The organism is Saccharospirillum sp. ABV4_185 (assembly GCF_056159245.1).
Genome location: NZ_JBSWUW010000001.1, coordinates 2,466,873 through 2,479,061, shown reverse-complemented (window position 1 = coordinate 2,479,061; position 12,189 = coordinate 2,466,873). Strand labels below are relative to the sequence as shown.

The following is a 12,189-nucleotide window of genomic DNA, read 5'->3' as shown; positions in this document are numbered from 1 at the left end:
ACCTCCACTGCCTTCGGGTTTACCCCTAAAGACTTCAAAATGGCGGAACGGACGGGACTCGAACCCGCGACCTCCGGCGTGACAGGCCGGCATTCTAACCAACTGAACTACCGCTCCGCGTTATGGTGGGTGTGAACGGGATCGAACCGCTGACCCTCGCCTTGTAAGGGCGATGCTCTCCCAGCTGAGCTACACACCCATAACGCTGAAATTTTAAGCCTTCCGGCTGGCTGCGTTGCCAGAGTCACCTAAGCACTTCGTGCCCCAGCTGCACCCTACGGGCATAAAAGCTACACACCCATAACGCTGAAATTTTAAGCCTTCCGGCTGTACAAAAAAATAGTGGCGGAACGGACGAGAGTCGACTGGGCTGGCACTCCAGCTCGCGACCCAGGCCTATGCCTCCAGGTCTTACAAATAGTGGCGGAACGGACGAGACTCGAACTCGCGACCTCCGGCGTGACAGGCCGGCATTCTAACCAACTGAACTACCGCTCCACTATCAGCTAAGCGCTGCACTCTGTTTGGCGGGTATCAGCTCCCGTCTTCGACTTGACCTTAGGCCCAGGGAAGATTTTGCGCCAAGTGACTGATGAGTCGTGGCGCTTTCACCGAAAGGTGAAAATGGCGGAACGGACGAGAGTCGACCGGGCTGGCGTACCAGCTCGCGACCCAGGTCTATGCCACTGGGTAAAGCAAAATGGCGGAACGGACGGGACTCGAACCCGCGACCTCCGGCGTGACAGGCCGGCATTCTAACCAACTGAACTACCGCTCCGCGTTATGGTGGGTGTGAACGGGATCGAACCGCTGACCCTCGCCTTGTAAGGGCGATGCTCTCCCAGCTGAGCTACACACCCATAACGCTGTTAAATTTATAGCCTTCCGGCTTTTGCGTTACCAGAGTCGCCTAAGCACTTCGTGCCCCAGCTGCACCCTACGGGCATAAAAGCTACACACCCATAACGCTGTTAAATTTATAGCCTTCCGGCTTTTGCGTTACCAGAGTCGCCTAAGCACTTCGTGCCCCAGCTGCACCCTACGGGCATAAAAGCTACACACCCATAACGCTGTTAAATTTTAAGCCTTCCGGCTGGTTGCGTTGCCAGAGTCGCCTAAGCACTTCGTGCCCCAGCTGCACCCTACGGGCATAAAAGCTACACACCCATAACGCTGTTAAATTTTAAGCCTTCCGGCTGGTTGCGTTACCAGAGTCGCCTAAGCACTTCGTGCCCTAGCTGCACCCTACGGGCATAAAAGCTACACACCCATAACGCTGAATTTTAAGCCTTCCGGCTGATCACTTTCGAGCGACTCAGGCGACTTAAAACCGTCTCAGCTCCCCCGAAAGTGCTGCGCATTTTAGCGATTTTCTCAATGGAGTCAAACGTTTAGCGTAACTTTTTAGAGATTACCCAGTCACGCTCAACGCACCAGCCAAAGCACCATGCCTTCCCAATAGGTGATCAGCAGAACGACAGCCATCAGCACCAACATCATTGGCAGTGTCGCTAAATAAAGCTCAGTTATGGAGCGCTTAAACCGGTAACTGGCGATAAACAGATTCATGCCGACCGGTGGCGTGAAGTAGCCAATCTGCATGTTGGCGACAAAGATAATCCCCAGATGGATCGGGTCGATGCCATATTGCAGCGCCACCGGCAGGATCAGCGGTACGATGATGATCAAGGCAGCAAAGATATCCAGAACGGCGCCAAGCACCAACAAGGCAATGTTCAGGAATAATAAGAACGCCCAGCGGCTGTCGATATGAGTACTGACCCAGGCAAAGACATGATCCGGTATCCGCAAATCGATCATCAGGTTGGTAAAGGCCAAGGCCACACCCAGAATCAACAGAATGCCACCGACCACCTTCATCGCCTCGGTTGCAATACTGCCCAGGCGGCGAACCGGCACTTCGCGATACACCAGAACTTCAATAACCAGTACATAAAGCGCTGTTATGGCAGCAATGTCGGACACCACCAGCCAGCCGCTGAACAGACCGCCGATCACAATCACCGGAATGCCCAATTCCCACTTGGCCTCCCAAAGCGCTGCCCCCAGTTCACGCGCATTGAAAGGTACCAACGGCACCGATTGATGCCGTTGCTGCCACAGACCCAGACCCCAAAGCGCCACAATCATTAATAAAGCAGGAATGAGACCGGCCAAAAACAGATCCTGAATGGCAACACCGCTGATATCCATCTGCTGTGCCACAATGCCATACAAAATCAGCGGGATGGCCGGCGGCAGCAATAAACCCAAACTGCCAGAGGTGGTAACCAGGCCGAGAGCAAAGCGCTCACTGTAACCGGCCTGCGTCAGCGCTGGCACCAGCAGCGCGCCCAGGGCGACGATGGTGACGCCAGAACCACCGGTCAGCATGGTGAAAAAGGCACAGGCCAGAAGCGCGATCAAAATGCTGCCACCAGGCAACCAGCCCAAAGCCGCATTGGAAACCCGTACCAGCCGATCAGCGGTGCGACTTTCACTGAGCAGATAACCGGCAAAGGCAAACAACGGCAGCGCCATTAGAAGTGTGTTTTCGGTCAGCCGATAAAGCTCGATCGGCAACACCATCAGATCGATACCCGCGGCCCAGAAACCCCAGGCGGCCGCGGCAAGAATCACCACAAACAAGGGCGCACCCAGCACCGCAAAGACCGCGATAACGGCCGACATCACACTAGACATCGCGAACCTCCGGGCGACCCGTCACAACCTGGCCGGCAAAACGCAGTGCCATCAAACCAAACGCAATCGGCATGATCAGCTCGAACGGCCAGGCCGGCAGTTCAGCAAAGGTGGTGGTATCGAAGCGATATTCATCGATCACAAAGCGTGTCGACTGCCAGGCCATAATGCCGGTCAGCAACGCAGCAAAACCGGTAGCCAAGCGCTCAATAATGGCCGCCCAAAGGCCACTGACATAATGACGCAAAGCATCGATAGCGATGTGTTCACCGCGGCGTGTAGCGACCAGAGCGCCAAGCAAGGCCAGCCACAACACCAACAGGCGGTTGGCCGGATCGATCCAGAACCAGGAAGTGCCCAACAGGTTGCGCAAGCCGATTTGCAAAACGGCAAAGCCGATCATGACAAAGAGTGTCGTTGCCAACAGCAGGGTTTCAACCCGGGCCAAGCCAGCATCTATGCGCCACAGCCATTTCATGATTCGCTGCGCACCTGCATCAATAAGGCTTCAATACGATCATATATCTGCTGGGAAAACTGACCTTCTTCAATAAGGCGCTGAGTCGCGCGTGTTGATTCGCGCTCCAACGCCTGGCGGTCTTCAGGCTGTGGCTGCAACACCTCAATACCCAGCTGCTGCAGCGCATCCAGAGCGCGGTAATTATCCTCACGCGTCTGGGTGTCTATCACCTGGCTGGCGGTTGTGAATTCATCATCAATAATGGCCAGGTCAGCTTCGGATACGCCGCGCAACGCACGATCATGCAACGCCAGAACACCGTAGGTGTACATGAAAGGGGCATCGGTCAGATAGTCCAGTCGGCTGTACCATTGCAAAGTAATCGCACCGACTGGAGGCGCTACAATGGCGTCGATCGCCCCGGTCTGCAAACCAGTCAACACATCGCCAATATTGAGCACAATAGGATTGATATCGAACGCCCGTGCAACCTGTTCCGACAGCGGATCGTTCGCCGGCAGCCAGAGTTTTTGCTGTTCCAGATCGGCCAGCGACAGAATCGGTTTTTGGCTCATGCCATAGGCAAAACCAGCCTCGATCAAACCGAATGTCAGCCAGCCATTGTCGGCCAAACCCTCGGTGATTATGGGGTCCACTTCGCGGCGTACCGCATCCACTTCGTCATAACTGCGAAACAACAAAGGTGCATTTAACACCTGAGCATCGCGATAGGCGTTGGCCAGCGCACCGCTTTGCACCAAAGCGCCGTGGAGCTGGCCGATACGGATCTTACGCTGTACTGCCTGGTCGTCACCCATGACACCGCCAGGGTAAAAGCGCACCGATACCCGCCCCTCGGTTCGGCTCTCAATCGCCTGGCCAGCACGGCGCAGTTCATTGAGCACCGCATTGCCGTCGGGATATTGGGTGGAAATTTTCAAGGTAGTGGCGGCACTGACCATGGCCGTCAGCGACATCAGGGCGAGCGCGATCAGGCTGCGCAATAAAGCGGTTGTCATCGATTCGATCCTTTAAAAATAATCGTCAGCACTGGCCAGCAAACGAGCGGCCTCTTGCTGCGCATAAATGTTCTGCAGCGTCAGTCCTTCAACATAGGGATCACTGCTTAATACCTCCTGAAGCAAACGGTCGTGCAGTTCCCGGTCAAACAACAAGCGTGCGTACTGAGAAGCGTAGTAGACCTGAATGATGAGGTTATCGCCGTCAGCGGCAGCCAGCGCACGTTCAAAATAATCCTGAGCGACCTCCGGCTTACCACCCAGGCTCGGCGGCAGAATCGAGTTCATAACGCCCAGATACAGCAGGGCCGTGCCTTTCTCATACTCCGGCTCAATACTCACTGCCTGCTCTAAAACAGACTGCGCCTGACCGAGTTCAGCAACCGCCAGCCAGTCATCACTGTGGGCCTGGATATAGCCCGCCCAGGTGGTACCCACTGTATACAGATACGGCAGGTCATCCTCGTCATCCCACTGAGTCAGGATGGAGGCCAGTTCGTCCGGCGGTACATCGCGCAGACCGCATGCATCTTTGTCATAGGTACAGAAGGCATCGAAGGCGTAATTCAGCGCCTTGGCGGTCATGTTTTGACGGCGTTCAACCGCTTCGACCTCGACAAAGACACCGGCGTAGGCGCCATTCAAGGTGGCTGCCGTACGCTTCATCTCTTCGCTTTTAGGATAGGTTTCCACCAGCGCATCAATCATCAGCAGATAGCTGGGCAAGCCGTCTTGCACGGTTTGCAGATCGTCGCTGTCAAGGATGGCGCTGGACAGATTGTCGGGTATTTGCCGGGCTGCGCAGCCGGTGAGCAACACAACCAGAACAGATACAACCAAGAGGCGAAGGCGAGACATGCGATTCCTCATCAAAAATGGGGGCGGCAGTATAACCGAACCCGATTGAATATCCGTGACAGAGCAAACAGGGTTTCAATCCAGGGCTTTAACCAATTCACGATCACGCTTGATCGGATAAGGCGGATACTCCTGCCAGAATTGCGGCAGTGCAAAGTCTGCCAACACCCGGGCATTGTAACCTTCCTTACGCGCCTTCTGGGCGTCGTAACCCTGGTAACCCAGTAATTGCAGACAAGCCGGACAGACGGACAATACCGGACTCAAAGACTGCATACTGGTGGCAATGGTCACTTCATGATCCGCCTGCAACGACTCGCAGTGTGACAGGTGATAACAACCCTGACCCACCAGCACCACCCGACTGTTCTTGTAGCACAGCGTATGATCGAGCAACCGTCCCACCTGCTGACGGGGCAAGGTCAGACCCTGTCGCTCCAATAGCGAACGCTCATCGCCGGTCAGGTGAATATTAGGATCGAACAGCTCGAAATAACCAAGCTGGTCGGTACCCATGGCCGCTCGTAATTGGTTGAACGGTTCGAACTCCAGAAAGTCCTGCAATTCCATTACAGCTGACTCTCAAGAATGGAAGCGATACGACTTTCCGCATCGGTCCGTACCCGAAATTCGACGCGCCGGGAACGGTCAGAATCTTCATTGCCATTGGCATTGAGCACCGGTTTCGAAGACGATAAACCATTGGCGGTCATATGTTGTTTCAGCCAAGTGCGTTCGCCTTCCACCGCATCCAGATTCAACACGTAATCGAGCGCTGAACGGGTACGCGCCTGGCTCAGTCCCATATTCAGAATATAGGCAGCATCTTCGCTTTGTCCGGCCCAACCGCTGGAGGTGTGTCCTTCGATGCGCACTTCGGCAATGTCGTGACGGTATTTTTCCGAGGTAATAATGCGCAGATAACGCGGGAAAAATTCACTCAAAATATCTTCAAATTCAGGCCGCAAATTGCTTTCGCCCTGAGCGAAGGTCAGCTCCTCGCGATTAAAACGAATGCTCAGGTCGGGATCGATTTCCGCTCCCCAACGATCAAGATCCGGAGCGAATTCATTAACCAGATCCTGATACAACTGGGTACGCAAGCGATCGTACAAAATCGCCACATCGCGCACCTTGTTGCGTTCAATTTCGGCATTGACCATAAAGACGATGGCCACTAACAAAAAGACCATCATCAAGCCGGCCATCAGGTCACTGACCGAGACCCAATGCTCTTCCTGTTCGATGTGTTCCTGATCGCTGTTCATTTGGACGCTTCCGCAGCCTTGATCAGGTCATGCAGACGATCGGTCAGCGGCGTGTAGTCGTTAACGAATTTCTCCGACAAAGCGGTCAGCTGATAACCAAAGGATTTCAGTGCCTTGTTCAGTTCGGCTTCCATGGCTTCATCCAGCTTTTTGATCTGCACGTCATTACGCTCCAGCAAATCATTCAACTGCTGACCCAGACGGGTTTGCGCCGTGGTGGTGCCATTAACCAGCGCTTCGTTCACTTTCTCGCTGGTATCGCGAATGCCGCCGGCAGCATCTTCCAGCAGCTGACGCATCTGGGCGCCCTGGCCTTCGACCACATCTCTCAAGCTATCGGTCAATTGCAGAATGCGATTCTCCAACTGCGGCAAGCCCTGATGCGCATCGGCCACCAGCGACGAGAAGGTCGACAGGTAATCACGCAGGTTTTCGCTCTGGGTACGCAACGCCGATAGCAGGGTTTCCATATCTTCAGCGACACTGGTGAAAGACTGCGTCTGCTTGATCAACCGCTCGAACGCCTCGGCACCGGCACGCGCGCTTTCGGCGCTGATCTTATTGCTCTCAACCAACTCGTTGATTTGTTCACGGTTCTGCTGCTGCCATTCCGCCATGCGGCCCACGGCTTCGTTCAGCCGACGGAAGTTTTCGCCATATTGCTCTTCAATGCGGGTATTGAATTCGCGCATCACATGGCCAATGGCTTCCTGCAGCGCGGTCTTGTTGGCCTCGGTCATATCCGCCTGGTAGTTACGGATGACATCGACCATTTCCTGCTGACGCGCCAATTGTGCCTGGTGCTGATCTTTAAGCATGACGGTCAGCGCTTCGTCTTCCTCACCGCTGAGGTGGTTGGAAATACGTTCCAGATGCCAGGCCAGGTCGTCCATTGTCGCCGTCTGTTTGGCTTCGCGATGCGCCCGCACTCTCATGCTGGAAATGGCGTAACGAAACTTAATCGTCAAGGCGCCCGCCAGGCCGGCAATCGACGTCCAGAAGGCGGTTTTCAGACCGTTCAGCAGGTCGGGCACGCTGGCCTGAATATCGCTGGTATCAAAGCTGGCCAGACCCAGCGCCACCCCGATAAAGGTACCGAAGATGCCGATGGAGGTCAGAATACTGGGGGTGTAGTTGGCCGTATGAGCTGAATAAACCGGGCCGTGGAAATACAGCAATAAGCCCAGAATCGCCACCATAAAGAACCAGGTCAGGGCCGAAAACGACGCCAGAATTTCCATGAACCATCCTTAAAGAGGAAAAATCAAAACGGCAGTATGCCATGGCCGAGCGGGCGACCAAATAGCTCACCAGAACGAAAAACGCCGCCCGAAGGCGGCGTTGATTCGACAGCGACCGGTTTCAGCCCAAATAGGCCAGCAACACACCGGCAGCCACGGCTGAACCGATCACGCCGGCCACGTTCGGGCCCATGGCGTGCATCAGCAGGAAGTTCTGGTTGTTAGCTTCCAGTCCCACCTTGTTGGACACCCGCGCGGCCATTGGCACGGCGGAAACACCGGCCGAACCAATCAGCGGATTGATCGGCGTTTTACTGAAGGCGTTCATCAGCTTGGCCATCAGCAAACCGGCCATGGTGCCGACGCAGAAAGCCGCCAGACCGAGCAGCAGAATACCCAGTGTCTCGACATTCAAAAACGCCTCAGCACTCAGTTTGGAGCCGACCGCCAGACCGAGAAAAATAGTCACGGTATTCATCAAGGCATTCTGGGCCGTGTCGCTCAGGCGCTCGACGACACCACTTTCACGCATCAGATTACCGAAACAGAACATGCCCAACAGCGGCGTCGCCGACGGCAGAAACAACGCCACCAGGACCAACACCAACAAAGGGAAGATGATCTTCTCGCGCTTAGACACCACGCGCAGCTGCGTCATGGTGATGGCGCGTTCTTTCTTGGTGGTGAGCAGGCGCATGATCGGCGGCTGAATCAGGGGCACCAGCGCCATATAGCTGTAGGCTGCCACCGCAATGGCACCAAGCAGTTCCGGCGCCAGTCGGCTGGCGATAAAGATGGACGTCGGTCCGTCAGCACCACCGATAATGCCAATGGCGGCGGCATCGGTGAGCGAGAAATCCATCCAGCCCATCGAGCTCATCCAGACCGCGCCGATGATGGTGCCAAAAATGCCAAACTGCGCAGCCGCACCCAGGAACAAGGTTTTGGGATTCGCCAGCATCGGGCCGAAATCGGTCATGGCGCCGACGCCCATAAAGATCAGCAGCGGGAAAACCCCACTTTCGATACCCACGTGGTAGACGTAATACAGCAGCCCGCCCGCCGCCAACAAGTGGCCTTCGGCGTCATAGACCGGCGCTGCGTACATGCCGGCTTCGGGAATATTGACCAGGATGGCGCCGAAGCCGATGGGCAACAGCAGCAAGGGTTCAAAGCCCTTGCGGATGGCCAGGAAGATCAGCAGCAGCCCGACCAAAATCATCGACAACTGGCCGATGGTCAGGTTGGCGAAACCCGACTGACTCAACAACAGATTCAGTTTATCCATGCCATCCTCACAGCGTCAGCAGGGTGTCACCGACGGAGACTGAGTCGCCCGCCTTGACCGAAACAGCACTAACAGTGCCCGCCTGCGGAGCACTGACTTCGGTCTCCATCTTCATCGCCTCGAGGATCATCACGACCTCACCCTCTTCCACGCTGTCGCCCGGCTGCACCAACACCTTGAAGATGTTGCCGGCCAGGGGGGCTGGTATATCCAAGCCACTGGCAGCAGGCACTGCGGATGCCGAGACGTCACCCCCTTCACTGATGCGCGTCTTATAGGCTTTGCCGTTGATGCTGACACTGACATCACCGCTGGCATCCACTTCAGCGACATAAGACTTGCCATTCACTTCAACAGTGTAAGTGCCGCTATCACCGCCTGCTTTCGCTGGCGCAGCGCTGGCTTCGGTCGGCACCGGCTCAAACGCATCCGGGTTGCCGCGGTTTTCCAGGAATTTCAAACCGATCTGCGGGAACAAGGCGTAGGTCAGTACATCGTCGACGGCTGCGTCCGCCAGTTGAAAGCCTTTTTCTTTGGCGATACCGGCGAGCTCATCACTGAGTCGATCCATCTCGGCTTCGATCAAATCCGCCGGGCGGCAACTGATCGCTTCCGAACCATCGAGCACCTTGTTTTGCAAGTCGCTGTTGAACGGCGCCGGCGCGGCACCGTATTCGCCTTTAAGGATGGCCTGGGTTTCTTTAGAGATCGACTTGTAGCGCTCACCGGTCAGTACATTGAGCACCGCCTGGGTACCAACGATCTGAGAAGTCGGCGTAACCAGGGGGATAAAACCGAGGTCTTCACGCACGCGCGGAATTTCTTCGAGCACCTGATCGAATTTGTCGCCAGCGCCCTGCTCTTTCAGTTGGCTTTCCATATTGGTCAGCATGCCGCCAGGCACCTGAGCCACCAGAATGCGGGAATCGACACCGCGCAACTGGCCTTCGAAAGCGGCGTACTTTTTGCGCACGCTGCGGAAATAGGCGGCGATTTCTTCGAGCTTGTGCAGATCAAAACCCGGATCACGGTCGGTGCCCTGCAACATGGCGACAATCGATTCTGTCGGCGAATGGCCGTAGGTCATCGACATCGACGAAATAGCGGTATCGACCCGATCAATGCCAGCTTCGATGGCTTTCATAATGGTCATTGACGATAGACCTGCCGTCGCGTGGCAATGCAGCGCAATGGGAATATCGAGCGTGGCCTTTAAACGACTGACCAGTTCGTAAGCGTCGTAAGGTGTCAGAATGCCGGCCATATCTTTAATCGCCAGCGAGTCGGCGCCCATATCGGCTACCTGTTGCGCCAGCTCCACCCAGGCGTCGGTGTTGTGTACCGGGCTGGTGGTGTAGGAAATGGTGCCCTGAGCGTGGGCGCCGTTTTTCTTCACCGCCGCCATGGCGCGCTGCAGGTTACGCGGGTCGTTCATGGCATCAAACACTCGGAACACATCCACGCCATTGGTCACGGCGCGTTCTACAAAGCGATCGACTACATCGTCGGCGTAATGGCGGTAACCGAGCAAATTCTGGCCGCGCAGCAACATCTGCTGACGGGTATTGGGCATCGCCTTCTTCAATTCACGAATGCGCTCCCAGGGATCTTCACCCAGGTAACGAATGCAGGCATCGAAGGTGGCGCCGCCCCAGGATTCGACCGACCAGTAGCCAATTTGATCGAGCTTTTCACAGATCGGCAGCATGTCGTCGAGACGCAGGCGGGTCGCGAACAGTGACTGATGAGCGTCGCGCAGCACGACGTCTGTCAGTTGTATTGGATTTTTATGAGTCGTCATGGTGCTCGCCCTTAGGGTGGAATTCGTAGTGCTTTATCAGTTTCAGCGGCTGTGTACCGCCTTGACCGCAGCAGCCACCGCTGCGACCTCAGACAGGTCGTCGCGGCCATTACGGCCAGCGCGCTTAGGTTCAGGTTCGGGGGTTCCCGGTGCCAGCATGATCAGTCGTGACATCACCAGGGTGCCGATCACCAGGAAGGTGAGGAAGACGAAGACGGTGCCCATGCCCAGCAGCATTAGCTCAAGTCCGTTCATCATCAGATTCGTCATTGCACAGGTCCTTGCTCTACCGGCAGACGCACTCGGTCCGACCGATTCGAGATGGCCGGGACCCTGGCGGCCGGGCTGTTGGGTTTCAAACGGGCACTCAAATGGCCCTTTCATTGTACTTATTTGTTATCCGCGACCAGCGGGCGGACAAGCCCAAGCGCGCTAAAGGTTACCCCAAGAATGAGAACACAAGCAACCGAGACCGGTTCGGCAACTTTCACAACAATTCATTGCAAGATCTTGAATTGACAGCGCTTTTTCTCTTGATCCAGCCTAGCGTTCGACTAGACTTTCGGCGCATTGCAAACCACCGATTCAGACTCCCATGCGCTTGATTCTCGCTCCTATGGAAGGCCTCGCCGACCACTTTCTACGCCGCCTGATTACCGCCCAAGGCGGCTTCGACTGGGTGGTATCGGAATTTGTGCGCGTGGTGGATCGGCCTTTGCCGGACAGCGTCTTTCATCGCGTCTGCCCGGAACTGCTGAATAACGGGCAAACCGCCAGTGGCACACCAGTGCGCGTGCAATTGCTGGGCAATCATCTGGATGCCATGGCGGCGAACGCGCAAAAAGCGATTGAACTGGGTTCTTTCGGCATCGATTTGAATTTCGGCTGCCCCAGCAAGACGGTCAATCGCAGCCAGGGAGGTGCCATCTTGCTGCGCGAGCCGGAAACACTCTATCGAGTGGTTCAAGCCGTCCGCCAGGCATTACCCGCCGAGGTAGTGGTTTCCGCCAAGATGCGTCTGGGTTATGACGATGCCAGCCTGATGATTGAAAACGCCCAGGCCATTGAGAGTGCTGGCGCAACCGAACTGACGGTCCACGCCCGCACCAAAGCTCAGGGCTATGCACCGCCGGCGCACTGGGATCAGTTAGCAAAGCTGGCCGAACACATTCGACTGCCACTGATTGCCAATGGCGATATCTGGACGCCCGGGGACTATCGACGCTGTGTCAGCATCGTCGGCACCGAGGACGTGATGCTCGGTCGGGGCGCAATCCGCAATCCGGATCTGGCGGCACGCATTCGCAACACCGCCACCACCGACAAAACCCGTTGGTCACAGCTGGCGCCGTTAATCACGCAGTTTTGGGGCGAAGTTAGACAAGTGATGCCGGAACGTTACTGCGCCGGTCGATTGAAACAGTGGCTGAACCATTTACGGCAGGTCCATCCGGAAGCCGAACAGCTGTGGCAAGGCGTGCGAGGCGAACGGGATTTGAAACGTCTGGATCAGCGCTTGCAACCACTGACCCAGACGACGCCTTAATCTTT

11 protein-coding genes and 5 tRNA genes are annotated in these 12,189 nt (G+C 56.0%); 1 reads left to right on the top strand and 15 read right to left on the bottom strand.

The window, feature by feature from the left end:
- Positions 1 to 40: 40 nt before the first annotated feature.
- The 15 genes from ACXAE6_RS11645 to ACXAE6_RS11575 all read right to left on the bottom strand — a co-directional run bounded on the left by ACXAE6_RS11645 (position 41) and on the right by ACXAE6_RS11575 (position 10,908).
- A tRNA-Asp gene (locus tag ACXAE6_RS11645) sits at positions 41 to 117 on the bottom strand.
- Positions 118 to 123: 6 nt separating this feature from the next.
- Positions 124 to 199 (bottom strand) — tRNA-Val (locus tag ACXAE6_RS11640).
- A 222-nt stretch (positions 200 to 421) separates the two neighbouring features.
- Positions 422 to 498, bottom strand: a tRNA-Asp gene (locus ACXAE6_RS11635).
- 203 nt (positions 499 to 701) lie between these two features.
- Positions 702 to 778 (bottom strand) — tRNA-Asp (locus ACXAE6_RS11630).
- 6 nt (positions 779 to 784) lie between these two features.
- A tRNA-Val gene (locus ACXAE6_RS11625) sits at positions 785 to 860 on the bottom strand.
- Between the two features lie 565 nt (positions 861 to 1,425).
- On the bottom strand, positions 1,426 to 2,703 hold the full coding sequence (locus ACXAE6_RS11620; RefSeq protein WP_475147926.1) for a TRAP transporter large permease: 1,278 nt from the start codon (positions 2,701 to 2,703) through the stop codon (positions 1,426 to 1,428).
- Positions 2,696 to 3,181 (bottom strand): TRAP transporter small permease, encoded by a 486-nt coding sequence (locus ACXAE6_RS11615; protein WP_475147921.1) that lies wholly within the window; start codon positions 3,179 to 3,181, stop codon positions 2,696 to 2,698. The genes ACXAE6_RS11620 and ACXAE6_RS11615 overlap by 8 nt, the downstream gene beginning before the upstream one ends.
- Complete coding sequence (locus ACXAE6_RS11610; RefSeq protein ID WP_475147917.1) at positions 3,178 to 4,182, bottom strand: TRAP transporter substrate-binding protein; 1,005 nt, start codon at positions 4,180 to 4,182, stop codon at positions 3,178 to 3,180. Before ACXAE6_RS11610 ends, ACXAE6_RS11615 begins: the two co-directional genes overlap by 4 nt.
- Positions 4,183 to 4,194: 12 nt before the next feature.
- Positions 4,195 to 5,040: a TRAP transporter TatT component family protein gene (locus ACXAE6_RS11605; protein ID WP_475147914.1), complete on the bottom strand. Its 846-nt coding sequence runs from the start codon at positions 5,038 to 5,040 to the stop codon at positions 4,195 to 4,197.
- Between the two features lie 75 nt (positions 5,041 to 5,115).
- Positions 5,116 to 5,610 carry a hypothetical protein gene (locus tag ACXAE6_RS11600; protein WP_475147911.1) on the bottom strand — a complete coding sequence of 165 codons (495 nt, stop codon included), beginning with the start codon at positions 5,608 to 5,610 and terminating at the stop codon, positions 5,116 to 5,118.
- On the bottom strand, positions 5,610 to 6,308 hold the full coding sequence (locus ACXAE6_RS11595) for an OmpA/MotB family protein (RefSeq protein ID WP_475147909.1): 699 nt from the start codon (positions 6,306 to 6,308) through the stop codon (positions 5,610 to 5,612). Before ACXAE6_RS11595 ends, ACXAE6_RS11600 begins: the two co-directional genes overlap by 1 nt.
- Positions 6,305 to 7,549, bottom strand: a complete 1,245-nt coding sequence (locus ACXAE6_RS11590; protein WP_475147907.1) for a hypothetical protein — start codon at positions 7,547 to 7,549, stop codon at positions 6,305 to 6,307. Before ACXAE6_RS11590 ends, ACXAE6_RS11595 begins: the two co-directional genes overlap by 4 nt.
- 121 nt (positions 7,550 to 7,670) lie before the next feature.
- Positions 7,671 to 8,837, bottom strand: a complete 1,167-nt coding sequence (locus ACXAE6_RS11585) for a sodium ion-translocating decarboxylase subunit beta (protein ID WP_475147905.1) — start codon at positions 8,835 to 8,837, stop codon at positions 7,671 to 7,673.
- A gap of 7 nt (positions 8,838 to 8,844) precedes the next feature.
- Positions 8,845 to 10,638, bottom strand: coding sequence for a sodium-extruding oxaloacetate decarboxylase subunit alpha (oadA, locus tag ACXAE6_RS11580; protein ID WP_475147902.1), 1,794 nt, complete (start codon positions 10,636 to 10,638; stop codon positions 8,845 to 8,847).
- 42 nt (positions 10,639 to 10,680) lie between these two features.
- Complete coding sequence (locus tag ACXAE6_RS11575; protein ID WP_475147899.1) at positions 10,681 to 10,908, bottom strand: OadG family protein; 228 nt, start codon at positions 10,906 to 10,908, stop codon at positions 10,681 to 10,683.
- 325 nt (positions 10,909 to 11,233) lie between these two features.
- Here ACXAE6_RS11575 and ACXAE6_RS11570 point away from each other — a divergent pair, with 325 nt between their 5' ends.
- On the top strand, positions 11,234 to 12,184 hold the full coding sequence (locus ACXAE6_RS11570; RefSeq protein ID WP_475147895.1) for a tRNA dihydrouridine synthase: 951 nt from the start codon (positions 11,234 to 11,236) through the stop codon (positions 12,182 to 12,184).
- Positions 12,185 to 12,189 lie beyond the last annotated feature (5 nt).

Coding starts and splice junctions, on each gene's coding strand:
- oadA (WP_475147902.1), bottom strand. CDS start 10,638: ATGACGACTCATAAAAATCCAATACAACTGACAGACGTCGTGCTGCGC.
- ACXAE6_RS11605 (WP_475147914.1), bottom strand. CDS start 5,040: ATGTCTCGCCTTCGCCTCTTGGTTGTATCTGTTCTGGTTGTGTTGCTC.
- ACXAE6_RS11620 (WP_475147926.1), bottom strand. CDS start 2,703: ATGTCTAGTGTGATGTCGGCCGTTATCGCGGTCTTTGCGGTGCTGGGT.
- ACXAE6_RS11595 (WP_475147909.1), bottom strand. CDS start 6,308: ATGAACAGCGATCAGGAACACATCGAACAGGAAGAGCATTGGGTCTCG.
- ACXAE6_RS11600 (WP_475147911.1), bottom strand. CDS start 5,610: ATGGAATTGCAGGACTTTCTGGAGTTCGAACCGTTCAACCAATTACGA.
- ACXAE6_RS11575 (WP_475147899.1), bottom strand. CDS start 10,908: ATGACGAATCTGATGATGAACGGACTTGAGCTAATGCTGCTGGGCATG.
- ACXAE6_RS11610 (WP_475147917.1), bottom strand. CDS start 4,182: ATGACAACCGCTTTATTGCGCAGCCTGATCGCGCTCGCCCTGATGTCG.
- ACXAE6_RS11585 (WP_475147905.1), bottom strand. CDS start 8,837: ATGGATAAACTGAATCTGTTGTTGAGTCAGTCGGGTTTCGCCAACCTG.
- ACXAE6_RS11615 (WP_475147921.1), bottom strand. CDS start 3,181: ATGAAATGGCTGTGGCGCATAGATGCTGGCTTGGCCCGGGTTGAAACC.
- ACXAE6_RS11590 (WP_475147907.1), bottom strand. CDS start 7,549: ATGGAAATTCTGGCGTCGTTTTCGGCCCTGACCTGGTTCTTTATGGTG.
- ACXAE6_RS11570 (WP_475147895.1), top strand. CDS start 11,234: ATGCGCTTGATTCTCGCTCCTATGGAAGGCCTCGCCGACCACTTTCTA.